Source organism: Turneriella parva DSM 21527 (assembly GCF_000266885.1).
Taxonomy (GTDB): Bacteria; Spirochaetota; Leptospiria; order Turneriellales; family Turneriellaceae; genus Turneriella; species Turneriella parva.
In genome coordinates this window covers 823,208-846,002 of record NC_018020.1, presented here as the reverse complement: position 1 = coordinate 846,002, position 22,795 = coordinate 823,208, and the positions used below count along the sequence as shown (strand labels likewise).

General features: G+C 54.4%; 26 protein-coding genes. 13 read left to right on the top strand and 13 right to left on the bottom strand.

Features of this window, described 5'->3' with window-relative positions; all coding sequences use genetic code 11:
* Positions 1-49 precede the first annotated feature (49 nt).
* Both TURPA_RS03970 and TURPA_RS03965 read left to right on the top strand, forming a co-directional pair.
* Positions 50-385: an ArsR/SmtB family transcription factor gene (locus TURPA_RS03970; protein WP_014801994.1), complete on the top strand. Its 336-nt coding sequence runs from the start codon at positions 50-52 to the stop codon at positions 383-385.
* A complete protein-coding gene (locus TURPA_RS03965; protein WP_014801993.1) occupies positions 376-1,530 on the top strand; it encodes an ATP-grasp domain-containing protein in 1,155 nt (384 codons plus the stop codon). Before TURPA_RS03970 ends, TURPA_RS03965 begins: the two co-directional genes overlap by 10 nt.
* Before the next feature lie 3 nt (positions 1,531-1,533).
* On the opposite strand, the gene TURPA_RS03960 is transcribed toward TURPA_RS03965, so the two are convergent.
* Positions 1,534-1,818: a hypothetical protein gene (locus TURPA_RS03960; RefSeq protein ID WP_014801992.1), complete on the bottom strand. Its 285-nt coding sequence runs from the start codon at positions 1,816-1,818 to the stop codon at positions 1,534-1,536.
* Between the two features lie 123 nt (positions 1,819-1,941).
* Between TURPA_RS03960 and TURPA_RS03955 the strand changes: the two genes are divergently transcribed.
* The gene (locus tag TURPA_RS03955) at positions 1,942-2,277 is read left to right on the top strand and encodes an STAS domain-containing protein (RefSeq protein ID WP_014801991.1); all 336 of its coding nucleotides are present in this window, start codon (positions 1,942-1,944) and stop codon (positions 2,275-2,277) included.
* 17 nt (positions 2,278-2,294) lie between these two features.
* Here TURPA_RS03955 and TURPA_RS03950 read toward each other — a convergent pair whose 3' ends face one another.
* A complete protein-coding gene (locus TURPA_RS03950) occupies positions 2,295-3,803 on the bottom strand; it encodes a flavin-containing monooxygenase (RefSeq protein ID WP_014801990.1) in 1,509 nt (502 codons plus the stop codon).
* 154 nt (positions 3,804-3,957) lie between these two features.
* Here TURPA_RS03950 and TURPA_RS03945 point away from each other — a divergent pair, with 154 nt between their 5' ends.
* The 4 genes from TURPA_RS03945 (at position 3,958) to TURPA_RS03930 (ending at position 7,263) form a co-directional block, all read left to right on the top strand.
* A complete protein-coding gene (locus TURPA_RS03945) occupies positions 3,958-4,698 on the top strand; it encodes a DUF3592 domain-containing protein (protein ID WP_157210389.1) in 741 nt (246 codons plus the stop codon).
* 166 nt (positions 4,699-4,864) lie between these two features.
* Entirely contained in the window at positions 4,865-5,689 is an 825-nt protein-coding gene (locus TURPA_RS03940; protein WP_014801988.1) for an AAA family ATPase, read from the top strand.
* Between the two features lie 66 nt (positions 5,690-5,755).
* On the top strand, positions 5,756-5,995 hold the full coding sequence (locus TURPA_RS03935) for an addiction module protein (protein ID WP_014801987.1): 240 nt from the start codon (positions 5,756-5,758) through the stop codon (positions 5,993-5,995).
* Between the two features lie 83 nt (positions 5,996-6,078).
* Positions 6,079-7,263: a hypothetical protein gene (locus TURPA_RS03930; protein ID WP_014801986.1), complete on the top strand. Its 1,185-nt coding sequence runs from the start codon at positions 6,079-6,081 to the stop codon at positions 7,261-7,263.
* A gap of 9 nt (positions 7,264-7,272) precedes the next feature.
* Here TURPA_RS03930 and TURPA_RS03925 read toward each other — a convergent pair whose 3' ends face one another.
* Genes TURPA_RS03925 through TURPA_RS23320 form a run of 4 tightly spaced genes read right to left on the bottom strand, consistent with a single transcriptional unit; the run spans position 7,273 to position 10,717 of the window.
* A complete protein-coding gene (locus TURPA_RS03925) occupies positions 7,273-7,899 on the bottom strand; it encodes a hypothetical protein (protein ID WP_014801985.1) in 627 nt (208 codons plus the stop codon).
* A gap of 37 nt (positions 7,900-7,936) precedes the next feature.
* A complete protein-coding gene (locus tag TURPA_RS03920; protein WP_014801984.1) occupies positions 7,937-9,028 on the bottom strand; it encodes an S-adenosylmethionine:tRNA ribosyltransferase-isomerase in 1,092 nt (363 codons plus the stop codon).
* 54 nt (positions 9,029-9,082) lie between these two features.
* Positions 9,083-10,528, bottom strand: a complete 1,446-nt coding sequence (locus TURPA_RS03915; RefSeq protein ID WP_014801983.1) for a putative glycoside hydrolase — start codon at positions 10,526-10,528, stop codon at positions 9,083-9,085.
* Between the two features lie 39 nt (positions 10,529-10,567).
* Positions 10,568-10,717 (bottom strand): hypothetical protein, encoded by a 150-nt coding sequence (locus TURPA_RS23320; RefSeq protein ID WP_157210388.1) that lies wholly within the window; start codon positions 10,715-10,717, stop codon positions 10,568-10,570.
* Positions 10,718-10,960: 243 nt separating this feature from the next.
* Here TURPA_RS23320 and TURPA_RS03905 point away from each other — a divergent pair, with 243 nt between their 5' ends.
* From TURPA_RS03905 to TURPA_RS03895, 3 genes are all read left to right on the top strand, one after another.
* Positions 10,961-11,746, top strand: a complete 786-nt coding sequence (locus tag TURPA_RS03905; protein WP_157210387.1) for an SDR family NAD(P)-dependent oxidoreductase — start codon at positions 10,961-10,963, stop codon at positions 11,744-11,746.
* Positions 11,747-11,794: 48 nt separating this feature from the next.
* Positions 11,795-12,688 (top strand): TolB family protein, encoded by an 894-nt coding sequence (locus tag TURPA_RS03900; protein ID WP_014801980.1) that lies wholly within the window; start codon positions 11,795-11,797, stop codon positions 12,686-12,688.
* Positions 12,689-12,812: 124 nt separating this feature from the next.
* A complete protein-coding gene (locus TURPA_RS03895) occupies positions 12,813-13,316 on the top strand; it encodes a gamma carbonic anhydrase family protein (RefSeq protein ID WP_245536825.1) in 504 nt (167 codons plus the stop codon).
* An 11-nt stretch (positions 13,317-13,327) separates the two neighbouring features.
* Here TURPA_RS03895 and TURPA_RS03890 read toward each other — a convergent pair whose 3' ends face one another.
* Positions 13,328-13,864 carry an OmpA family protein gene (locus tag TURPA_RS03890; RefSeq protein WP_014801978.1) on the bottom strand — a complete coding sequence of 179 codons (537 nt, stop codon included), beginning with the start codon at positions 13,862-13,864 and terminating at the stop codon, positions 13,328-13,330.
* Between the two features lie 62 nt (positions 13,865-13,926).
* Here TURPA_RS03890 and TURPA_RS03885 point away from each other — a divergent pair, with 62 nt between their 5' ends.
* Complete coding sequence (locus tag TURPA_RS03885; RefSeq protein ID WP_014801977.1) at positions 13,927-14,232, top strand: DUF3467 domain-containing protein; 306 nt, start codon at positions 13,927-13,929, stop codon at positions 14,230-14,232.
* An 87-nt stretch (positions 14,233-14,319) separates the two neighbouring features.
* Here TURPA_RS03885 and rsfS read toward each other — a convergent pair whose 3' ends face one another.
* From rsfS to TURPA_RS03865, 4 genes are all read right to left on the bottom strand, one after another.
* Positions 14,320-14,940 (bottom strand): ribosome silencing factor, encoded by a 621-nt coding sequence (gene rsfS / locus TURPA_RS21380; RefSeq protein WP_014801976.1) that lies wholly within the window; start codon positions 14,938-14,940, stop codon positions 14,320-14,322.
* Positions 14,937-16,085, bottom strand: a complete 1,149-nt coding sequence (locus TURPA_RS03875) for an LCP family protein (protein WP_014801975.1) — start codon at positions 16,083-16,085, stop codon at positions 14,937-14,939. The genes rsfS and TURPA_RS03875 overlap by 4 nt, the downstream gene beginning before the upstream one ends.
* 247 nt (positions 16,086-16,332) lie before the next feature.
* Positions 16,333-16,794, bottom strand: coding sequence for a GNAT family N-acetyltransferase (locus TURPA_RS03870; protein WP_014801974.1), 462 nt, complete (start codon positions 16,792-16,794; stop codon positions 16,333-16,335).
* Between the two features lie 70 nt (positions 16,795-16,864).
* Complete coding sequence (locus TURPA_RS03865) at positions 16,865-17,425, bottom strand: SPOR domain-containing protein (protein ID WP_014801973.1); 561 nt, start codon at positions 17,423-17,425, stop codon at positions 16,865-16,867.
* 139 nt (positions 17,426-17,564) lie between these two features.
* On the opposite strand from TURPA_RS03865, the gene TURPA_RS03860 reads away from it, so the two are divergent.
* Complete coding sequence (locus tag TURPA_RS03860) at positions 17,565-20,261, top strand: OmpA family protein (protein ID WP_041948286.1); 2,697 nt, start codon at positions 17,565-17,567, stop codon at positions 20,259-20,261.
* Here TURPA_RS03860 and TURPA_RS03855 read toward each other — a convergent pair.
* Entirely contained in the window at positions 20,258-20,836 is a 579-nt protein-coding gene (locus TURPA_RS03855) for a hypothetical protein (RefSeq protein WP_014801971.1), read from the bottom strand. The two genes, TURPA_RS03860 and TURPA_RS03855, sit on opposite strands and share 4 nt — an antisense overlap.
* Entirely contained in the window at positions 20,837-21,733 is an 897-nt protein-coding gene (locus TURPA_RS03850) for an ion transporter (RefSeq protein ID WP_014801970.1), read from the bottom strand. It lies immediately after the preceding gene.
* 121 nt (positions 21,734-21,854) lie between these two features.
* Here TURPA_RS03850 and TURPA_RS03845 point away from each other — a divergent pair, with 121 nt between their 5' ends.
* Positions 21,855-22,790 (top strand): hypothetical protein, encoded by a 936-nt coding sequence (locus TURPA_RS03845; RefSeq protein WP_014801969.1) that lies wholly within the window; start codon positions 21,855-21,857, stop codon positions 22,788-22,790.
* Positions 22,791-22,795: the final 5 nt, after the last annotated feature.

Here is a 22,795-nt window from a genome sequence, read left to right as displayed (position 1 = left end):
CTATGAAGATATTGTGGTCGATTCATCGTAAAAATACGATAATGAAAGTATGATCAGCAAGAGCGTCGAATTCAGCCGTGATGAGCAGCAAATCGCCTCGATGGCGAAGGCTCTTGCACATCCGGCTCGCATCGCCATTCTGAAATTGCTGGCAGCAAAGCAGGATTGTATGTGCGGCGATATCGTCGAAGAGCTACCGCTGGCGCAGTCGACCGTGTCGCAGCACCTGAATCAACTGAAAGATGCAGGGCTCATCAAGGGCGCGATCGACGGTCCCAAAGTCTGCTACTGTATCGACTACAAGGCGCTGGCGAAATTCAGGGCGAATCTCGATTCTGTATTCGCTGAAATCGACGAAAAACGCGAGGCCAACGAGTGCTGCTGAGCGCCGACTACCTCAACGAGCACTGCCACTGCTCGACTCTGGACAAAAGCAAAATAGAGCACGCGCACTATTTCAGCGAGCACCCGCACTTTCTGTCTTTAAATGACCTGCACCAGATGCAGACCTTCATCGAGGCCCATGAGAGGCTTACCTTCTATGGGCTGACGCCCGTAGAAGGTAAGCGGATAGAAAGAGGCATCTTCAATTCATACGATTTTCATATCTCCGATAACGGCCCGCAACTGATTGAAATTAACACGAATGCCGCCGGTGCATTATTGGGACTGCATGCTGAAAAAGAGATGATGCAGTGTTGTGAAGGCCTGCCGGGCTACCTGTCATACCCCGGCTTTGCTTTCGACAGCGTGAAGATTGTTGATATGTTCCGCCGCGAATTTGCGCTGCGTTTTCCCGGTCGGCCGCTGGGGCGGGTCGCAATCGTAGACGAAAACCCGGGCGAGCAATTCTTCTATTCGGAGTTTGTGCTCGTGCAGCAGATGCTGCAGAGCCACGGTATTGACGCAGTCATCGTTACACCCGAGGCACTCTCGATCAGGGAAAATGTTGCTTACGCGAATGAGATCCCCCTTGATTTTATCTATAACCGCCTGACCGATTTTGCGTTTGAACAACCATCATCAGCGACACTGAAGCAGATTTATGAACAGGGGCTCGCGACCGTGAGCCCCAACCCGGCGGTGCATGCGCTTTACGCCAACAAGGCGAACCTGACGCTCTTTTGGTCAGACGCTGCGACCAACATGCCGCAGACCGACCTGGCGACAGTGCGCGCGCACTTGCCCGAGACAGTTTTTGTCACAGCCGCGAACGCCGATTTGTTGTGGTCACAGAAGAAAGAGTGGTTTTTCAAGCCGCTTGACGGCTACGGCGGCAAGGGTGTCTACCGCGGCGACAAGCTGACCACAAAGGTCTGGCAGCATATCATTGCCGGGAACTACATTGCACAGCGTTACGTTGCGCCGCGCACGCGGCAGGTATCGGGCGAGACAAGCCTCAAGTATGACGTGCGCGTCTACACGTACGCCGGCGAAATTTTGGGGCTCATGGCGCGCTATTACCAGGGGCAGACGACGAACTTTCGCACCGAACACGGCGGTCTCGCCGGCGTGCTCGTCATGCGATAGAGTCTATTTGCCGGTGACTGCCGGCCAGCTTTGCGATTGGTTCGTGAGAGACTCAAGGGTGCCTACCTGGCTGGCACCGAGGCATGCATAGTGAATCTTGCGCTGCGCCATCTTCTTGACTGACTTGTTGCGCAGGGCTGCGAGAGGCTTCGCGAGGGCAACTTCGCACGATGCATTGCTGTTTTTCTTCGGCCCCAGTTCGGCCTCGGCGCGTGACATTTCAATCACTTCGAGCGATTGAAAGTTGCCGTTTGAAAAATAGACGAGAATGACGAATAGCATTTCCATGGGGCAATGCCCATACCATGACTCAGGTGCGCAAGACTGATTGCCAGAAACCATGGCCATTCAGCCTTGGCAAACAGCCCGTTTACTGTTGACATTTTCAACCGGCCGCCCGATTGTCGGCCTATGATCGAGGTTAGCCGCCACGACGAAGCACTCGTCATTCGCATCACCGAGCAGCAGTTGCAGATGTATGCGATCCCGCAGTTTCGGGCAATGGTCGCTGAGGCGCTGGCCGGTAAGCCCAAGATCGTGGTCTTCGATCTCGAACTCGTCGACCACATGGATTCATCGGCAATGGGCGCGATGTTTCATTTTCTAAAAGCCGTGCGTGAATATGGCGGCAATCTCGGCGTCACGCACGTCTCGAGCAAAGTGATGCAGGTCTTCAAAGTCACGAAAGCCGAAACGCAGTTTCCGATTTTCGAGACGCCCGATGCTGCGATTAAAGAATTCAGTTAGCAGGTTTCGGATGCCTGCTAACTGAATTCCAACGCTTCGTCGGCAATCGGCGAAAATTTCAGCATCGCGCTGTCAGAGATATAGTCGTTCGAAACCTTCCACACGCCATGCGTGCCTTGCCTGGGTAGCTTATCGATCGCACGGCGGATGTATCCCGAATTGAGGCCACCCATCACCGTGTCGGCAGTCTTGACCTCATCTTTTGCACGCGCAACAACCACCCGCTGGTGGTTTTTATCCATGTGTTTAAGCAGACGGCAGATGTATTCACAGGCAATGTCGACTTTCAAAGTCCACGAGGCATTTGTGTAGCCGAAAATAATCGCCGCATTGGGAACTCCTTCTACCAGCACTGCCTTGTAAGTCACGCGCTGTGTCACCGGAACCTTTGCCCCGTCGACTTCAACTTCGACGCCGCCCATGAGTTCGACGTTGAGGCCCGTCGCGCTCACGACGATGTCTGCCTCGAGTTCATTGCCCGACTTGAGTTTGATGCCGGTTTCGGTAAAGGTTTCGATCTGGTCGGTGACGACCGATGCCTTGCCCGATTTCAGCGTCTTGAAAAGATCACCGTCGGGCACGACGCAGAGTCGTTCATCCCACGGGTTATATTTCGGCGAGAAGTGTTTAATGTCGACCGCATCGCCGAGCTCGCGCTTCGCGCCGCCGAGAATGAGGCGGCGAATCGCATCGGGCCGGGCTTTGGCGAGCATGAAGATGAGGCGCTGCAGCGCGATGTTGCGCACGCGCGCCATCTGGTAAACCCACGACTTGGGCAAGAAACGCCTCAGTGTTTGCGAGAGAAAATCATTCGAGGGAATCGAAACGATATACGTCGGCGAACGCTGCAGCATCGTGATGTGCGCGGTCTTATCAGCCATCGCGGGCAGCAGCGTGACGGCGGTAGCTCCGCTGCCGATCACCACAACCTTTTTCCCGGCGTAGTCGAGGTTTTCTGGCCATTTTTGCGGATGGATCAACTGGCCCTTAAAACTTTTTTCACCGGGAAACTCAGGTTGGTAGCCCTTGTCGTAGTTGTAATAGCCAGTGCAGGCGATGATAAAATTCGCGGTGTAGGTCGCCGCTGCGCCACCGGTTTCACTCTGGGTTTCGAGGGTCCATGTTGCGTCTTTGCTTGAAAACTTCGCACTGGTGACTCTGGTACCGAAACGAATGTGGCGCGTGACGTCATATTCTTTCGCTGTGTCTTCGACGTATTTTTTGATAGAAGGCCCGTCTGAAAGCACACGTGTTTCTGTCCAGGGGCGAAAGCCGAAGCCGAAGGTGTTCATGTCTGAATCAGAGCGAATGCCGGGGTAACGGAATAGATCCCACGTGCCACCGATTGCCTGGCGGCGCTCGAGAATCGCGTAACTTTTGCCCGGCAGCTCGCGTTTGAGATAGCAGGCGGCGCCGATGCCCGAAATGCCGGCGCCAATGATGAGCACGTCGAAGTGCTTGTGCTGAGCTTGGTCGAAGTGCTCGCGCTGAGCGGGTTGGCTGTTTTCCTTAACTTTCGTTGCCATGTGGGGCTCCTTAGCTGCGTTTTTCCATAGCTACAGCTAGTGCGACGCATAAAGAAACTTGAACATTTCGTCAAGTTTTGTTGTTGCCTGACCCCCACGCGACGCTCGCATCCATAGCGATTGTCGCATAGCTATGGATTTTCACAGCTACCGCATGCTGGCTCGACTTAAGATCGGCAAGAAAACCGCAATCGCCATCATTTTGCTCTCTGGTTCGACTGCGCTCTGGTTCGGTGGGCACTTCATTCGCGACAGTTACCAACTCTACCGCGCGCAGAACTGGTCTGAGGCAAGCGGCGTCGTGACGCATGCTCTCTTTGACACTCTGCCCGATGACGACAGCGATGGTTTTGGCCCTGCAAACCTGCGCGAGCTGCTGCAATATTCTTATGAGTTCGACGGCAAGACATATAGCTCACGCCGCTATGGCCCGTTTGCGCGTTGGAATATCGGTTCGAATGTGGCGAAGTACGAAGAAGGACAGCATTTGAATGTGTTTGTGAATGATCATAACCCGTCAGAGTCAGTCGTCGACCGTCGCGTGCGATCGGGGTTCTGGCTCTATTTGGTAATTTCGACCATGGCTATTGTGTGGTTCGTCTGGGGGGTGCTTGCAATGTTCAGACATGAGCGGTTCTTTCAGGCTTTTCTGGGGCAAGCTCTGATGCTGGTATCTTTTCTGGCGTTTAATTTTGCACTGCTCGCTTCTGGCGGCGCTCGTGATGCCAACTGGTGGCTCGTCGCAGCTGGGTTTTTCGGCGGCTTGATACTCAGTGGGCTGTCAATGATTGTGTCGCTCTGGTCTGCAACGGGTCACGCAGTACTTTTTCTTATGGCCGTGGTCGGTGGTCTTGTTTCCGTCATTATCGGTGTCGTGCGCGGTGGCACTGCCTGAAGTCGGGTGTGCGCTTTGAAATCAAATAGCGCTGCCGCTACTTCACTTTCTTTTTCGCTGTTGTCAGCTTTTCAAGTAACGCAATTTTCGCCTTGTCTTTCTGCATGATGGCAAAATCAAAAGCCCGTTTGGCTTGGCGCAGCGTCGAAAAGTGAAAATTCAACCCATGCAATTCACCGGCACCGGCAAATACCACATTTCAGACGAGCTCGCAGAGATCGTCAACATGGCGCTCGCGATGGAAAAGCCGCTGCTCTTGACCGGCGAGCCAGGCACCGGCAAAACGCAGCTTGCATTTGCAATTGCCGAAGCGCTCGGTCTCGAAATGGAAATTTTGCGCGCGAAGTCGACGTTTCGCGGCGAAGAGGCGTGCTATACGCAAGACACGGTGCTGCGGCTCAATGACTCACGTTTTCCCGACGCGAAATCGGGGCGCAACGTGCAGAACTTCGACGACTATATCATTTGGGGGCCGATCGGCCGCGCGTTTCGTTCAGAGAAGCGCAAGGTGCTTCTGCTCGATGAAATCGACAAGACCGAGTCAGACGTGCAAGACAACCTGCTCGACGTTCTCGAAGATTCTGAATTCACGATTCGCGAAACCAACACACGCGTTAAGGCGACCCAGAAGCCGGTTATCATTATCACCTCAAACGCGAAACGCGAACTTTCTGATCCGTTTCTGCGCCGCTGCTTCTGCCATCACATCAGCTTTCCCGCCGTCGACGAAATGAAACAGATTCTCGCGCTCCATTTTCCTGAATTCTCAGGGCCGGTGCTAGAAGCAGCGTTGAGGATTTTTTACGAACTTAGGTCACGCTGCTTTGAGAAGGCGCCGGCGACGAGCGAGCTCATACAATACATCGATGCCATCAGGCGGCGCGGCTACAGCGTCGAAGAGGTCGAACGCACCCCACTGCCGGGCATCTTGCTTAAACGCGCGGCGGACCTGCTGGCATTTCGGGGACAAAGGAAAATCAAAGGAGAGTAAGCTAAGCATGAATCACATGAGGAGAAAAAGGCTTGCCCGCCCGGATAAATCGGCTCATACTGAACTATGAGCAGCGCTCTGGCACGAATTCAGGAAGCCACAAAAGAACTTGATCTGGCTGAAAAAAATGAGCTCGCAATGTATCTTTGGCGCGAGACCCAGACAATTCCGCCAAAGACGAAAGCCCACTGGCAAGAAGAGATGAAGAAAAGAACGGCCCGTTTCGACGAGGGGAAAACCCAATTCGTAAGCCTTGAAGATTTCAGAAAAAAATACGGACATCTTGAAGAAGATCGTACTCAGTGATCGCGCCGAAGAAGAACTAGAGAGTGCCGTCGAGGCGGTAGCTCACGCCTATCAGGATCGTGACGAGATGATAACCTAAACACATGTTTCTCAACTTCTTCTACTCCCTGCGCGACGCTGGCCTCGCGATCGGCGCCGACCAGGTGCTCGAGTTTTACCGCGCACCGGAAAAGGTACCGCTGCAAAACACCAACGACCTGTTCTTGCTGCTGCGCCTTGTGTGCGTCAAAAAGCGCGAAGACCTTGATACCTTTGAACGCGTCTTTCTGAATCACTTTTATGACATGAATATTCCCGCAGTTGCCGAAGACGACTATGCACTGCTCGAAACCCGCCAGTTCAGAGACTGGCTGCGCGAGGCGCGCGAACGCGGCGAGGTGCCGTTTCGCCACCACGAGATGGATATCGACGCGCTGATGAAGAAGTTTTGGGAAACCCTGCGCGAACAGATGAAAGAGCACCACGGCGGCAGCAAGTGGGTCGGTACTGGCGGCAACTCACCGTTCGGGCATTCGGGACATTCGGCGAATGGCGTGCGGGTTTTTGGCCAGAGCCGCAATTTCTCAGCGGTAAAAGTTATCGGCGAGCGACGCCACATCGCGTATTCTTCGCGGCAGACTTTGAGTCATGATAACTTGCGGCAGGCTCTGGCTCTGCTAAAGAACCTGCAGAAGCATGGTGCAGCAGCCGAGCTCGATGTTCACGAAAGTGTCTACCGTTCGGGCAGAACAGGTGACATCGAGCTTGTGTTTACCGAACCCTTGCGTGACCAGCTGAGAGTCATTTTGCTCATCGACAACGGCGGGCATTCGATGCTGCAGCATGTGCCACTCACACGCCTCATCTTTCAGAAAATGTCGGCGCAGCTCAAGTCGCTCAAGACGTACTTTTTCCACAACACGATTTACGGGTATGTCTATAAAGACGACACGCGCACCGAAGCGGTTCAGCTCTCACAGATTCTGAAAGAAGACGCGTCGACGCGGGTTCTCATCATTGGTGATGCGAGCATGGCTCCCGGCGAACTCTACAGCCGTTACGGCAACATCAACTACGGTGAAGAAGAGTACGAACCCTCAATCGAACGCCTGCGCGCGCTGAGGCTTCGGTTCAGGCATTCGGTTTGGCTGAACCCGCTGAGCGAAAAAGAATGGCGTACGCCGTTTGCGGCATCGACGCTCACAAGCATCGCTGAGATTTTTCCGATGTATGATCTGACATTAGAGGGGCTGAAGAAGGCAGTGGAATATTTGAACAGGCGTGGCTGACGCGGGCGCCTACTTCTTCAATTCAGGCGGCAGTTGGTACTTGTCTCTCACCTCAGCGGCAATTTCGTCGATGAGAATCAGCGGTAGTTTCCCTTTGGTGTATTTGGCTGAGAAGACGATCTCTATCCCAATGAGCTTCAGTGCCGACTTTTCACCAAGGTAGAGGTCGTGCTGGCGAATGCGCTGCGCGACGGGCAGGCGCATTTTGCGCCAGCCGCGAAACTGCAGGTCGCCGCTGTCAATGAAATGGCGCACCTGGTCGCTGTCTTCGACGATCAGAGTCAGGCGCGCGTGCGGCTTTTCAACATTTAGCCAGAAGGTGAATGCACGGCAATAGCCTTTCACCTCACGGGGTGTTTTGAACTGCAGCCGAACGCGGCGCGTTTCGGGTCCTTCTACGCGCACGCTCGCGTATTGCGTCGACTCGCTCACCGGGGGCGTGAGCTCACGCGCGAGGCGCACCGCGGCCTGGTTTTCTTGCGGCAAAAGAATTTCAGAAATTTCGCGCTCTTCGAAATTTTCGAGCATTTCGACTCGGTAGATGCGCGACTCGATCTCAGCGAAATCAGCAACCTTGTTGGGGTTGGGCGTCTTGATGGGGTCTGCGGCCAGCAGATAGATGAGCGCCAGAAGCATGCCGCGGATACTGGGCGCAAGCGCAGTGTCCGTGAAACTAAATTATCAGCATGGCATCGCCATACGAATAGAACCGGTAGCGCTCTCGAATGGCCGCGCGGTAGGCCTGGGCCAAAAGTTCGCGCCTGCAGACTGCGGCGGTGAGCAGAAGCAGGCTCGACTGCGGCAGGTGAAAGTTGGTGATGAGTCCGTCGATGCCTGAAACATTATCGCGCGGCGTCACAAATAGCGCCGTTTCGCCCTCGGCTTTACCAGAGCGCTGGTACGAAATCAGGCAACGCAGCGAAGTCGTGCCGAGCGCAATCTTTCTGCCGGTTACTGCACCGGCGAATTTCTCTGCAGTCAGGGGGGGGATATAGTAATGTTCTGCGTGCAGTTCACCCTGTGAAAAATTTTCGGCTGTGAGGGGCGCGAAGGTTCCGTAGCCGATATCAAGGCAGAGCGGGTAGAGATCCACACCCTGTTCGCGCAGCTTCATGTGCAGGCCTGTGGTGAAGTGCAGCGCTGCAGTCGGCGAAGCCGCTGAACCTTGAACTTTTTCTTTTTCTGCGATTTGGTGCTTAAAGAAGTTCTGGTAAGTGTCGGCCTCGTCGGCGGTTGCCGCGCGCCGCATATAGGGAGGTATCGGCATTTCACCGATGCGCGCGAAGTCTGCTGCGCCGAGCGGGCGATGCGTGGTGACGAATATCTTGTCGTCTGCGCGGTGCAGCAGAAATTCAAACGCAGGGTCTTTCACCGCCTGCAACACCTGGCCGTCTTTGAGCCGACGAATGCCTCGCATGAGTACTTGCCATGTCCCCCCTCTGCCTTCGGCACCTCCCCCCGCTAGCGGGGGGAGGTCGGGAGGGGGGACACTCTTCAAAAATACACATTCAAAAGTCTTCTCAGCATCGGGTTTCTTCAGATATACCCGCCGGGCTTCGACCTGCGTGGCATTGTAGAAGATGGCATCGCCGGCGCGCAGAATCTCGGATAGTTTATCAAAGCGCGAATGGGTGATCGTACCGCGCACGCGATCGATTATCATGAGGCGCGCATGGTCGGCGGGTTCTACCGGGTGTGTTGCAATCAGTTCTTCGGGTAAATCGAAATTGAGATCGGCATACTCTTCTGGCCAGAAGTCTTTCATTCGTGTCCCCACCCCCTGCCTTCGGCATCCCCCTCCCCGCGTGCGGGGAGGGGGTTAGGGGGAGGGGACAGGTTCTGAGAATCTTTCATATATGTTGCCTGCATTCCAGAGCAGGTAACCCTGGCCGCCGGCTTTTTTCGATCCGCGAATCTGTTCGGTGATGTACTGCGGGGTGTAGTTGCTCACGCGCCACTTGAATGCCTGCAGCCAGGGACGAATCACCTGTGTTTTGTTGATCTCGCGCAGTTTGGTTACGCCCGCTTCGAGAAAGAGCGCCGGTTTGTCGGCCGGGTTATTGACCCCGCCGAACGAGAAGCCGAAGTGAGAGGGGTAGAGCATCGGCGAGATCACGTCGGTTGCCTGGCCGAGAATATGCATGTTCTGCCCTGTGCTTTTGATATCGAGCGGCTCTTGCCAGGCGACGACGCCAAAAACGTCGAGCGACAGGTAGGCGCCATAAGACCTCGTGAGCGCGTGAACGCGCTGCAAGAAGCGAGTGATAACTCTTGGCTTTTCAGAAAAATCACCCAGGTCGTGGTAGGCCGCGATTTTCCAGTCGCCTTCGGCTGGGTAGCGCACATAATCGAGCTGAATTTCATCGACGCCTGAGGCGAGCACTTCGCGAATGATTGCGAGGTTGTAATCCTGCACGGCCTTTTTGTTGGGGTCAACCCACACGGTTCGGCCCTTGGTTCTGAGCGGGCCGCCTGCCTGCAGTTTAATCTGCCGGTCGGGAAACTTGCCCGCCTGCAGCTCGTCTTGAAACAGAGCGACACGCGCGATGGTGTAGATCTTCTTGCTTTTGTAATATGCCACGAGCGGTGCCAGATCGCCGAGCGGTGGCTGCGTCTTGCCCTGCGTCATTTTCACTTCTGGCAATTCGCTTTTATAGTTCACGAAGCCATAAACGTCTTTGATATCGAAGCAGACGCCGGACATGCCCTGTGCTCTGGTGAACTCGAGGTATTTGTCGACTTTGCCCGGGCGCGCCGAGGTGCCTGTGAGATAGATTGCCGTGACTTCTTCTGGCCCGCGCACGCGGGTGAGTCCCGCGTACGCCTGCGCGCGCGAGGGTAAAAAATTGCGCACGAATCTTTGCGCAGGCGCAGCACTTTTGAGATCCGCCTGGCGGGCCTGAGCGGTTTTCAATTCAGCAATATACTTCTGAAAACCTGCCTCTTCTTTGACGTGCAGTTCATAGTGGCGAATCGGCGAGGGAAAAACATGGCGGCAGATATTCGTGCCACAAGCCGCATCGAAGCCGCGCCAGAATGAGGCCAATGAAGATTTATTGCCGTCGAGGTGCGCATACCAACTGCCGAGAGCCGAGGGTATAACATGGTGCGCGAGGCTTGCGATGAGCACACCGCCTGCCAGAACCAGGGCGATGCTGACCGCTCGGGCTTTCAGCCAATTTGCCAATCCGGCGGCCGCGAGCCGCAGCAGCACCGCAAAGACCGCGCCAAGACCCTTGATGTAAGTGACAAAAGCTGAATGCACGGCAGTAGCATACAGTGCTCGAGACACACGGTAAAGAGTTTAGCGGTAACAGCTACTCAGCTTCAGGTTCGTGCCCGGCTGCGGTCGCGTGTCGAGTTCGCGCAGGGCTTCAGCGCAGAGTTTTTGGTGGTTACGTTCTTTTTTGCTTTCTTGACCATAGGTTGCCGCTGCGCATTGATTACTGCGCATACAGTCAGTCGGCGGCCTTGGCTCCGAGTCATAGCCGGTGCCCCGCGTCGATTGTGTGTGCAATCCCCCGGGTAAAGCATGCAGGCAGAGAGGGCCAGCGGCAAAACCGGCAGTGAAGAGAATAATTCTGCATCGCGCGAGCATTCACCCGAAACGACAGAAATAATGGTCGCACGTCAACGCAAATGGTCGAAAGCGCTACGAAATAATTGACACTCTGTTCAAGTTTTTATGCTGCGCACCATGCATTATTATGAAGGCAAAACCATTCTGCTGACCGGCGCGTCGGGCGGGCTCGGCAGCGAATTCGCCACGCAGCTCTTAGACCTCGGCGGCGAACTCATTCTCGCCGATGTCAAACTCGAATCGCTAAGCCGTTTCAAGACCTATAGCGGCAAGGGCAAGGTTCTCGGCACGATCGCCGGTGACATTGGCACCAAAGAAGGCACCGAGCGATTTTTGGCGGATGTAAAAAAGTTCACCCCCTGCCCAGACATGATCATCAACAATGCAGGCATTGCACAGGCAGGGGCTTTCGGCGACGTGCCGCTCGACCGCTGGGAAAAACTCATGAACATCAACCTGATTTCACCGATGCGCATCTGCCACTATTTTCTGCCCGACATGAAGGCGCGCGGCAGCGGGCATATCGTGAATATTTCATCGGTGGCAGGCATTGTGCCGCTGCCGGGTGGCGCGCCCTACACGGCTTCAAAACACGGCATCAAGGGCTTCTCTGATGCGATTCGCGAAGAGTACCATAAGTCGGGCATTTTCGTTTCGACTGTGCACCCGTTTTTTACACGCACAGCGATCCTGCAGTCAGAACGGTTCGGCGTCAATGTTGACGTGAGCGATTACCCGCAGTTTCTGATTGAATCCCCCGAAAATGTCATCAAAGAAACGATCAAGGCAATTGCGAATAAAACAGACTTCATTCTGCCAGGGCCGACATCGAAAGTGCTCGATCTGGCGCGTAGGCTCACCCCCGGGCTTATGGGGCTCTTCAGTAGAGGCTTGCTGAATTAAACCGCTTCTGTAGGTTGGCGTATGCCCCCGGCACGCCGACCACGCAGAATGAGACCCTTGGCCGTTGCAGGGCTGGCGCTTGCCCTGGCGGTCGTGCCCGCTTTTTGGATACTGCATGGCGCGGCGCTCACGATTGGCGAGCCGGTGCGCGTTTTCGGCGAGTATGGTAAGTTACAGACCCTCGCTGTCTCACCTGACGGCAAGCTGCTCGCGTTCAGTTCAGATTACCGCGACCAGAAGGGAGACATCGTTACCTACAATCTGGAAACCAAAGAAAAAAACACCGTCACGAAGACGCAATACCTCGAGACGCAGCCCGTGTTCTCGCGCGACGGCAAAGAAATATATTTTTTCATCAACGAAGTGGGTTCTGGCTCGATTAAAAAGGTGAACCTCGCCGACGGGGCGGTCACGCAGATTACCGACCGCCGCGTGTGGTGCGAGTTTCCTTCGCTGTCACCCGATGGCAAGAACCTCATCTACTATTCGAAACGGGAAAATAAATACAATCTCTATGAAATGGCGCTTGCTACCGGAAAAGAGACCCGGCTGACGGCAGAGCAGAATTTTGACTTTGGCCCGGTCTATTCGTCGAACGGGCAAAATGTGTTTTTCTATTCGAACCGCGCAGGCAGCTCGTTCTCGCTCTTTCAGCTCGAGAGATCGTCGCAGAAGATATCACCGATATTCGGGCCGGGTGGCTTCACGTTTCAGCCGACCGCCGATGTGCAGGGCCTGCTGATTTTCGCCGTTTCGAATGTTTCTGGCAACAACGATATCTATGCCGTCTCGCTGGGTAAGAACCGGGTCGACCAGATTACCCATTCGCCGGGCAACGACCTTTTTCCCGTAGTCGATGTGCGCAGCAAAAAGCTCTATTATATCAGCCAGCGCGAAGGCGATTACGCGATATACGAAAGAAAATTTACGGCAGCGCCCTGACAGAATGGCAACAGCGAAAAAAACCAAAACAGGCCCCGGCAAGAAAGCCTTGCCCTATACAGCCGACAAGATTCACCCCACGGCATTCATTCACGAACGCGCGACGGTCTATGGCGACATTACGATGGGTGAGAACTCTTCGCTTTGGCCGGGAGTCGTGGTGCGCGCCGACATGAACGCGTTTGTTCTGGGCAATTACGTCAATATTCAGGATAACTCGACGCTGCACAGCGACTCGAAGCGCGGCATCACGATCGGCGACTATACGCTCGTGGGCCACCACGCCATGATTCATGGCTGTACGATCGGCAGGGGCGTGCTCATAGGCATCGGCAGCGTCATATTAGACGATGCACAGATCGGCGACGGCGCGATGATTACGGCAGGCTGTATGATTCGTGGCGGTACGAAAATACCGCCGCAGGCGCTCGTGACCCCCGATGGTTCGTCGATCCGCATTTTTGAGAACAAAGCACGCACGGCCTATACAATAGCAGGTTCGCTCGAGTATGTCGAACTCGCGCGCCGCATGCAGAAGGGTTTGTGGGGGCCGTTCAGCCGGGACGAAGAAAATGCGTTTCTGGCGCGCGCCAAAGAAATCTGGGAACAGATCAAGGCCGCGCCATAACGCGGGGCGCTTTACCGGCGCCGGCGAAAGATAATGGCTGCGAGTACGAAAGTCACCAATAAAAAGAACGCCACGAGAATCGGGTAGAGCGAACCCGGCCTCGCGGCGGCAGTGCCATCGAGGTAGATGTCGACGCGGCGTTCGGCCTCTTTCGCTCGGGTGACGCGCACGGGGCGCGAATCGATGATGATGCGTTCGAGCTCAACCCCACGCTTTTCGAGCGCGATTGCCACACGCTGCGCACGTTCGGCCGCAAGTTCGCTGTTTTCTTCGACGCCGCGCTTGCGATCCGCGTAGCCGATAAGCACGACGCGCGTGCCGAGGTTGCGGCGTTCGCCGATGCGTGCTGCCATGCGGGCGAGGTCTGCGTTGGCAGCCTTTGACAGAGATGAGGATGCAGTGCCGAAATAGATGCTGCCGACGAACTGGTCGCGCACCAGGGTGCGCTCGGGCCCGTATTCGCGGTCAAATTCGGCGCGCTCGACGCAGCCTGAGGCCGAAAGTGTGCCAATCAGGGCGATCAACAGGTATTTTTTATGCAGCGACATGGCTCTATGATGCTTTTTTTTTGTCGTTGTCAAGCAGTAAGCCTGTCTTTTTCGTCCGCGCTATGTCAACGGCCCCCAACATACCCAACGAGAGCAAAATCGAGATTCATCTTGATCCCGAGATTCTCAAGGGCACGTTCGCAAACGTTACGAACATCGGGCATGCGAAAGAAGAATTTATTCTCGATTATCTCTTTATTCAGCAGCACCCGGCACCTTTCGGCAAGCTGGTTTCGCGCATGATTCTCACCCCAGGCCACGCCAAGCGCCTATTGCAGGCATTACAAGAGAACATTCGCCGCTATGAAGAGCAATTTGGCACGATCGACACGGGTGTTTCGGTGCCAACGAACAGAACCTTACAGTAAAATCAAAAAAAAGGCTCTGTTACGAAGCGCATGCGCTTCGTAACAGAGCCTGAACCAATGATCTCCCCCTAAAGGGAGAAAACAAAGTTATTTCTTCTTTGTTGTTTTTTTTGCAGCTTTCTTAGCTGACTTCTTTGCTGCTTTCTTAGCAGGTTTCTTTTTTGCTGTCGCCATTGTTTTCTCCTTAGTCGTCTTCTTCTTAATTGTCGTCTTTTTCTTCGCAGAGCTTTCAGATTTTACAGAAGTTTTTGCAGTTTTTTTCGCCACTGCTTTTTTCTGTTTCTGAACGCCCTGCGATTCTCCCTTTCGGGGGGTAAGGTCAGTAGAACGTTGTGAGAGCACGTCGATGCGTTTTGCATTTTTCCAGACGCTCTCGAGATCGTAAAATTTGCGTTTTTCGTCTTCGAACAGGTGAACCACGTAAAAACCGAAGTCGTAAGTCACCCAGCCGCTTTCAAATTGCGGATTCTGCGCACGCGGGCGCTCGATGCCATTTTCAACAGCTGTCTTGTGCAGCTCGTCGAAGAGGGTTTTGAGGTGTGTTCGTGAGAGCGAAGTCGCAATCACGAAGTAATTGAGGTATGAAGACTGGTCTCTCAGGTCGAGAACGACGATGTTTTCGGCCTTTTTGGCGTCGAGCGCCGCCACGAGCACCTTAATCTGTGAAAGGTCGTCTGATGCAGTTTTATGAGCGGCGGGGGTGCTCATCGTACTATATCCTCACCTTTGAGTTTGTTGTAATCTTTGCCGAGAACCAGAACGAGGTCGGTGAAAAGCGAGCGGTTGACTGCTGCATATGAGCGCTGCACGCCTATGATGCGTGCAATGCTCTCGAGGTAGAACGCGTTGCCGCTGGTGCCGAGCAGCACCGTCTGGTCGTAGTCGTTGTGGTCGGCGTTGGTAAATTCGAGAATCTGCACACCTTTGCGTGAAAGCTCTGCGCGCATGGTGCGCGCGAGGTTCGGCACGTGCGTACCGTTTTTCACTTCCATTTTGGGTGGTTCGTTAATGAAAGGGTGGTCTTTCTGCGTCAGTTGCTTGGTGAGATTGCGAAAGTAGAGCGCTGCAGAATCTTTATCGACATAGAAGGCGTCTTTCACCCGGCGCACCGGTACCTCGAGCAGAATTGGCACCCATGACTTCTGGTTGGCAAAGTGCTGCGCGAGAAAGTAGAGATCGTATGCCGCTGCGTTGGTTTCGACGTTCTTCACCGCGATGGCGAAAGTTTTTTCATCTTTCAGCGCCGGCCAGATTTTGCTGCGCTGGTTCCAGGCGTTCAGAAAGAGGGAGTAATAACGAAACAGCTTGAACGCCGGGGTATATTCATTCTTTTCAGGCGGGTTCAGCAGGCGCGGCACGAGGCTGCCATCGAGCACAAACTGGCCTTTCGGCAGGTTTTCGTCTTTCAGCTGGTCTGCGGCCGGCAGAAAATAGTCGAGGCCGCCCATGATATCGACAAACTGCGCCAATACGCTGTCGCGCACCTTTACATATACCGGTATTCGGTCGCCCAGAAACTCGGCCAGTGCGTCGCTGACGGCGCTGACGCCCTTGTTGCGGTAGATCTCTTCGAGGCTCGCTTCGTTGTCTTTGATGCGAATCGCCGGGTAGAACGAAATCACGCCCATGCGCTGCGTTGCGGGAAACATCTGCGCGACGGAGATTACCTGAATCTTCTTGTCGTCGTTCGCAGAGGTGACGAGAAACAGAACCGAAAAGCCATCGCGGCCATTCAAGGCCTTCTCAAGATTCGCGCGGTTGAAAAAACGAAAGACCTGAACCGTCGCAAAAATCGCCAGCGTGATCGCGAATGCGATCAGCAGAAGTGGTTTTATTTTTTTGAGCGCGTCCATCGTGTTCAGACGTTTGAAGCGCTCTCCGGTTTGCTGACAGAATTATGTCTCATCTGCAATATTATGTCACATCGTATTCATAACCATTAGGGTGTCAACTACTTCCTGAAAAAAATAGCGTGACGAAATTTTGCGATTTCATTTTTTGCGTTGTCGATTTTTCAAAGAACTTTCAGGCGAGTGCCAGAAAAATTCTCGTGATGATTTTTTTTACGGGGCCTGCGCGAGTGTCGTTGACGTCTTTGACTCAGCTGACTTGCTTCTGCACGGCAATTTCATGGCAGTCATCTTTTCGCAGGCAGAAATTGCAAACCTCATAAATCTTTTCGGGAAACTGATCTTTCGTCGTGCGCTCATAACCACAGCGTTCGAAAAATTCGGCAGTGTAGGTGAGAGCAAAAAAACGCATGGGCCTTGCGTTCTGCAGCCCCAGCGCCTTGGCTTCTGCTGCGAGCACGAGATCTTTGCCGATACCACGGCCCTGCGCCGACTCGGCAATCACCAGGGCGCGAATCTCGCAGAGTGTCGGCGAGAAGAAGACGAGGCTCGCAGTGCCCAAAATGCCTCCTGATTCGGCAAAAACCACCGTCTGGGCGGCATTTTCGCGAATTTCTTCAAGCGATCGGTGTAAGAGTATCTTCTTGTCGACGTAGGGCTTTAAGAGCGCCGCGATTTCAGCGGCGTCATCTTTTTCGGCATCGCGAATCACGGGGTGAGTATACCAAATAATCGCGCCGGCGACAACTCAAGTGTAGCAGGCAGAATATCGGGTGGGTTCGTTACTTGCGGTAGAGAATCGCGCCGGTGAACTCAGAGTTCTTCTTGAGCTGCGCAAGAGCTTCGTATGCGTCAGCTTTGCCGTCGATGGGGCCGACATAAAGTTTCACCTTCTTGCCATTGCGCGCCATAAACGCCTTCATGCCATTGCGCTTGAGGCCCAAGCCCGCGAGCGACGCCTCTTTTTCATCGGGATATATCTTTGCGAGAATGAGAAAGCTGCCCGTGTTGTCGGTTTCACGCTTTTCGGTGTTGATTTTTTCTTCTGAGCGTGTCACGCGCACGTTGTCTGAGACTTTTTCGGTTTCAGGTGCCGCATTCGCCGCAACGTTTGCTGTTGCGATGCTGTCGGGAACAATCTTGCCCTCGATCTCGCGGGTCATCTTATTCTTTTGCAACTGGGTGCCGCCGATAAAGCCGACGGCGAGTGATGAGAACGCAATCGCGAGATAGAGCGAAAGTTTGTTCACCGCGGGCCCTGAGCCCTGCGCTGCAGGCCTCTCTGCGACTGCCGAGGTGCCCCGCGGGCGGCGGTAATAACGGCTGAAATCTATGTCCTGCATGTTACATTTTCGAGTGTTTTGGGCGATTTTTATAGCATAAAATATGGCATTTCTGCAACACCTGTGCGTTCGCCGCGGGGGTACTTTGCGCTTTTCGACATGAGTTTCTTCTTTAATAGGAGCAAGGTTGACCCACGGCATGCGTTATCTCGCCCTTTTACCTGTTGTTGCGCTGTTTTCACAGCTCGGCGCGCTGAAAACGCGCGATTTTGCGCACCTGCCGCAGCGTCCCTTCAACGCGGCGCTCGGTGGGCAGTCGGCGCACACGATGCCGACGCAGGCCGCGGCCCTTGTCAACCCGGCTTTCTTGGGTTATGGCGACCAAAACACGTTCTTTACCGGTGGCGTATTTTCTCCGCATCTATATGGTTTTTACGCCGATGGTGCGCTCTTTAGTCCCTATGGAGGATTAACCCTTTCAGCAGAGTATTTTAAGGCAGACGACCAGACAGGCGCCCTGTCATTTTCATACGGTAGTTTTCTTTCACGCCGGGTCGCGACAGGCCTTGCGGTGACTCCGCGCTACACGACCGGCAATGGCCAGCAGGCTTTTGGTCTCGGCATCGACCCTGCGCTGCTTTTCGACAGCAAGTGGCATGCGAACCTCGCCGGTAATGACGGGCTTGGGCTCTATTCGCCGACTATTTTCTTGCGCACGCTGAATCTCGCGATACCGATAGGCGACACCGAGCTATTGGCAAAACCCTCGGCGCACGTGGGTGTCATGACCGGGCTCTACCAAAGCGCCGAGCTGAATTTTGCGGCCGTTGTCTCGACCTATGGCACCGATGGCTTCGACCGCCTGCCCTATCAGCTGGGAGTTCAGGGACAATACAAATGGGCCTTGGCCTCTTTGGGCTATGGCGGCAGTCATTTCTCGCCCACGGCAAATGGCGTGAGTCTCGGACTGGGTGTTGCGTTGCCGATGTCGTTCGGCGATGCCTTCTTGTTTTACAGCCTGCAGTTTGCAAACTCAGGCAGGTCAGATCTGCACGCCGTCACCGCCGGGGTAAGGCTCGGCGGCGTCGATACCGAAGCGCCCGAAGTTGTGTTTGCGAGTGAAGGCACGCACTTTTCGCCCAACAATGACGGAGTTCGCGACCTCATGGTTTTTACAGCCGCGGCCACCGATAAAAGTCCTATTGTGTTTTACGAGTTTCGTGTGAGCGATGCGAAAGGCAATCAGGTGTTTCGCCAGCGCGCCGATGAGCGCATTCGCGAAAAAGAGTTTCGCTGGGGTCTCTTTGTGCGCAGTTTTGTCGCCCCGCGGGCGCGAGCCGATATTCCCGAGCGCTTTACGTGGAACGGCCGGGCACTTGTCGAAAAGCAGAAAGCGCTCAAAGACAATGTCTTTGCCGAAGACCCACCTGACAAGGCGTTACCCGACGGCGTCTACATCTGGCACTTTCGCGTCATGGACGAGAAAAATAATGAGAGCAAAACGCTGAGCGGCGAGGTACATATCGATACGAAGCCGCCTGCCGCGGCGGTCGAGATCGGTGACGATCTGATATCCCCCAATGGTGATGGCAGGCGAGACCTGCTGCCCATCACGCAAGACACCAGCGTCGACGATGCGTACGAAGGTTATATAGAGAACGCAGAGGGTGCGCGCGTGCGTACTTACCGGTGGCCTGAGAACGCGCCCGCACGGCTCGATTTTGACGGCAGGCGCGATAATGGCGAATTGGTCGAAGAGGGAGTCTATCGCTACCACCTCGTGGGCAGCGACGCGGCGGGCAACCGGGCAGAAGCAAAAAGCGAGAACTTCTATGTCTCGCGGCGAGTTGACGCGGTCTACCTGCGCAGTTCTGGTCTGGGTCTGAATCCTAAAAAAAGCGAACTCTCAGAAATTCAGTTCGTGCCGTCGCTCGAACACGCCGACGGCTTCACGCAGGGCGAAATTCGTATTGGCAAAAGTTGCGGGCCGAAAGCCGAAGATGTGGTTTTTCGCCTGCCTGTGAGGGAGCTCGGGCAGAGCGCGAAGAAAAATGCAAAAAAACCGGCCAAAGCACTGTATGCCTGGAAAGGTGAATCCGTCTCGCAGACGACAGCAGCCGATGGCATTTATTGCGCGGTTTTTCAGGCGCAGTACGTGAACGGCAACGCACCCGAGTCACCGCCGATCAAGATTGCGATTGATTCAACCCCGCCGCAGCTCGATGTCGCCGCCGACCTCAGCACCCGGCAATTCGCCCCCGACGGTGACGGCGAAAACGAAGAGCAGGCGTTTCGCCTCAGTGTGAATGACCAGTCTGAAATTGTTGCGTATGCGTTGCAGGTGAGCGAAATATTGCCCGATGAAAAAGGCATCAAGAAAATACCTGTACGCAGCTTTCGCGGCAAAGGTTCTATACCCCAGACCATCTATTGGGACGGCAAAACCGAGAGCGGCGCGCTCGTTGAATCATTGACGCAATACGAATATACCCTCGAAGCGCAAGACTCTTACGGCAATGTCGCCGTGTCTTCGCCGCGGCGCTTTGAAACGGGCGTTCTGGCGCTGCCTGCAGGCAATGGCTTCTTGGTGCGCGTTGTCAATGCCGACCTCGACGAACCGGCAACCGACCGGCTCGCAGCGGTTGCGCGTCTGATGGAAAAATATCCGAAATATAAGGTGAAGGTTGAAGCGCACACCGGCACAGCGGGTGGTATCGAACGCAATCTGCGCCTCAGCGAACAGGCGGCGCGCAAGACCTATGAATTTTTGATCGAGAATGGCGTTGCCGCAGAGCGCGTCACCTACCAGGGTTTTGGCGAATCGTCACCGGCTTTCGATGTGCGCAGCGTCAACGCGCCCAAGAACCGCAGGCTCGACTTTATTCTCAGCCGTTAATCGTGAATCAGTAGTTTTTCTACCTGCGTGCGCAGAAAAAAGGTGTAGTAGAGTACGCGCTGCATGCCCTTTTTGAGGTCTTCGCGTTCGTCGTCGTCGATGATACCGTCTTCAGATGCTTCAGCGTAGCGCTTCAGCAGCGCGACAATTTCGGGCGTGAGCTTGTTGTTGTAAATCTCCTGAAAGTTTTTCACCGGGCGCACGAAGAAATTGGGTACGGTGCCGCTGGCATCCCACAGGCCGTTGCGTTCGTTAATGTTCATCAGAAAATTGACGTTCTTGTTCTCGATGACAATCATGTTGTCGTTACGCATTTCGAGCTTTTTCCAGACGAGAATGATGCCGTTCATGAAACGGTCGACCTGCATAAGAATATCGGTGCGCTCTTTGCCGACAATTTTGCCGTCGTTGCCGACTGCCTTTTTGTATTCGCGGTCTATGTTCTGAAAGAGGCCAATCGCCTTCGAAATGCCCTGTGCAAAGGTCACGTTGCCGATGATATTTTCTACCTCGAGCAGGGCGCCCTTGCCGGTAAAGGTGAGGTTACTCAAGATGTTAAATGATGTTTTTGCCATTTAGGCCTCCTCTTCGTCTTTTGCCCTGAATTTTATTTTCGTCACCTGCAGGGTTTTTAGTGATTCATTCAGCCGGGCGATTTCCGTTTCAATGCGTTTCAAATCGTATTCGCGTGGGTTCGCCGACGACTCTTTATTTTTCAGGTCGGCCAGCTCGTTGCGGGCTTCTTCCATGCCGGTCAGAATGACGCCTATAAAGAGGTTGAGCAGCACGAATGTGCCGACCAGTACAAATGAAATGAAGAACAGCGGGGCGATCGAGTGAGTCGAAGGTTGCGTGCATTGGTCTTTGAAGACTTCGTAGCCAAATTTGTCGCAGCCGTAGAGTTGTATGTTCAGCAACTCAATCCACCCTTCAAGAGTCACGGTCTGAAAGAGTGACAAAAGCGAGCTGCCGAGATTGCCAAAATGGACCGGATCATTCTTGCCGAAAAGCAGCACGCCCGCCACTGCGTACAGGTAAAACAGCAGGCCCATAAGCAGCGACACATAACCCATCGAGGGTATGCTCTTGAAGATGGCGCCGACCAGAACCTGCAGTTTGGGAAAAGCGCGCAGCAGGCGCAGCACCCTGAGCAAACGAATGAGGCGCAATACGGTGATGTACTGGTTGTCAAAAGGCAAGAAGCACGCAGCGACGATGACAAAGTCAAACACGTTCCACGGGTCTTTAAAATAGCGCAGCGGGTGCCGGCCTTCGGCGCCGATTTTCACCAGCACCTCGATGGTAAAAATGGTAATGATCGCGAGGTCGAGAGCGTGCAGCAGACGATGGTACTGTTTTTCGATCTGCGGGTAGGTTTCTACCCCGACCAGAACGCTCGCGAGCACAATGACCGTGGTGATAAAATTCTGAAACCACCGCGCGTGTGCAATTCGGCTCAAGACAGCAGGCATACCCACCTCACAGCTTATGAAATCAGTTTCACGTTGTCATGCGCGAAAAAACCGCAATGTCAGTTTAATGACCTGAGGATTTATATAGTGGACAATTAAGTCGACAGTTTGCAGTGGGCTTATGCGCATACCCGTATGGCTTTTATCAGTTACCTTGGCTCTCTGTTCATCGCAGCTAGCGGCGAGTTCATCTTCGTCAGAAAGCAGCTTTCAGCTGTCGCCCGCGCCGATACCGTATCCATATTTCGAAGCCGGCACGACAGACGGTAAGATCGACGTCAGCTACGTCAATCTCACCTTCAGCGAGTATACCTTCAATGGTCTCAGTATTTTTGGTAAGGGGCGCAAGGCATTCACCGAAAGTTTTGCCCTCGATGGCATGGCAGGGCTCATGTATCTCAGCGGCAAATTGCCCGGCGTCGGGCCGCTGTCGCCGCTGCCTGCATATTCGGCGACGGGTAGTTTTCTCGGCTATTACACACCCATACCCGCCAAAACAGCCAACGCCACTTCGGTGACCGTCAGCTTTTCGGGTAACGCCGAGGTTCAGGTCGTGCGCTCGCCACTCTTTAACGCCATTCTGTTCGCAGGGCCAAGTCTCAATATCACTTCGCTGACGCTCAAAACCCTTTACAATAAATATTATGCGGCGACGGGCACTACCTACACGGGCTTTACTGATACACTCACCACAACGATCATGCTCGGCGGCCTGCAGGCCGGTATGCAGATCGATATTCCACTGGGGCAGTTGGTGCGTGTGAGTCCCTTTTTTGTGGTGTCGAGCCTCAGTGGCAGTGCGACGATGACCGACGACCCCGGCACAAAAACGACCGACGCCTACAGCGCGAGCTACGAGGTGCCGGCGAGTACGACCTTCTCAACCGGTTTTGATATATTCGTCAACGAAATCAGTATCGGCGCCATGGCGCAATCGGGCAAGTCATCGCAAAACGGCGGCAATGCGAGCTATTACCAGTTGACGGTGGGCTATCGGTTCAGCAGTAAAGATACCGCTGCTGAAACGACTAAAGAAGAAGCGCAGCCGGCATCATAGGGGAC